This window comes from Streptomyces sp. NPDC051133 (assembly GCF_040682635.1).
Lineage (GTDB): Bacteria > Actinomycetota > Actinomycetes > Streptomycetales > Streptomycetaceae > Streptomyces.
The window spans coordinates 1-1,552 of the sequence record NZ_JBFBBK010000221.1 but is presented as its reverse complement, the minus strand read 5'-3'; the positions used below and the strand labels follow the sequence as shown (position 1 = coordinate 1,552).

Here is a 1,552-nt window from a genome sequence, read left to right as displayed (position 1 = left end):
GTGGCCATCAGCTCGGTCGGTTCGGCGCCGGGCCCGTAGGCGCGGCTGCGGGTCATCGGTGCCATCACGTGGACAGGGTGACCGGGGCACTCCAGGTGTGGCCGCCGTCCGTGGAACGGCTGAGGTCGACATCGACGTCGTTTCCGGAGCCGATGCCGAGCCACGACACCATCCACACGCCGTGCTTGGCGTCGTAGGCCACGGAGGCGTCACTGGCGGCGGTGTACGGTCCGCCGGTGTTCGTGGTGGAGCTGGGCAGGAAACCATGCGTCCAGGTCTGCCCGCTGTCGGTCGAGGTCGCCCACCCGATGTTGGACGCCCCGCCGTCGGAGACCCGGCCGACCTGGAAGGCGGCGACGACCGTACTGCCGAAACTGTAGGTGTCCGGCTCGACCTCGGTGGCATGCTGAGCCTGTGCGTCGGAGTACGGGTCACTGCTCACCTGGGCCAGGACAGGAGCAGCGGCATGAGGGGCCGTTGAGCCGCTCGCGGGATGGGAGGGCATCGCGAAGGCAGGGGTGGCGAACGCCATCGCCGCGGTCAGGACACTTATGAGTAACGGGGTTCGGGCCCTTGCCGGTCTGGACATGCTTCTCCTCACGGTATGGGTGGGTTCCGGCTGCCGCCGCGACACGGCACGGGATGCTGATGCACCCCCACCGAACGACAGCGCCGAGGCGGGCGACACGGCGCGCCTGCATCAGGGCCACCGTTGGGAAAGCCCGAGCGGCGTACTGGCCGCCCTTGGGAAATGCCGGTGCGGCGTGCCGGTCGCAGGCCGGGAGGAATGCTCTTCGTGCCCGCGGCGTGACAACAGGGCGGCCGTCCCGATCCCCCGTGATGGGCGTGGACAGGCGTGTTACTCCTGACGCCCCCGCGTTCGGTGCGTGGCCGTGCCGGGCACGCTCCCGATCGGCGTTGCCGGCTGCGCCCGTGCCCTCCCGCCACTCAGGGCCGGTGTGCTGAGCATGACCACGCGTCCCCCACATGTGGTGGTGAGACGCCTTCCGACAGACGTGGAGCGTGACACTGAACATCCCTTCAGACAGCCAGGGGACGCCCGGCGGTGGGGGTGAAGGACGTTCACGCAAGGTACACGCGTGCTCGCAAGCCGGAGTCTGGACCCGTACATGACACCACGCAAGGGGTGAAGCCAAGAAGACCGCTTTCGATGACGCTCCCCCGGCCAGCGACCGCGCCCCTGCCGGGCTCACGCCCCCCCCCGGGAGCCACAGTCACCCGGCCCGTCAGCAGCCGGTACGGAACACGTCAGCCAGCATGCCTTCCCCCCCTGCCGGTCAGCATCAGGCCGAGCCAGTGACCCCCACCTTCATTCACCGCTCGACGAGCGATAGCCCGGACCGGCCTATCCCTGGACACCCCCACATCACCCTAACGAGCCGAGATCAGTAACGAGGGATGAGGCGTCGCCGGTGCGGCTGCTCAGGTGACCGCGTGCGGCAGCGCCATGGCGGGTCGGCCCAGGCCCCGAGGCCTGTTCCGCCAGCGGCTCCGCTATCGCCGGTGTTTCAGACCGTAGGGTCTATGGGGC

Annotated in this window: 1 protein-coding gene; it reads right to left on the bottom strand. The window is 69.5% G+C overall.

Annotated elements, in window-relative coordinates; genetic code table 11:
• Window positions 1-64 precede the first annotated feature (64 nt).
• Window positions 65-442, bottom strand: coding sequence for a sialidase family protein (locus tag AB0N17_RS46575; RefSeq protein ID WP_366017716.1), 378 nt, complete (start codon window positions 440-442; stop codon window positions 65-67).
• Window positions 443-1,552: the final 1,110 nt, after the last annotated feature.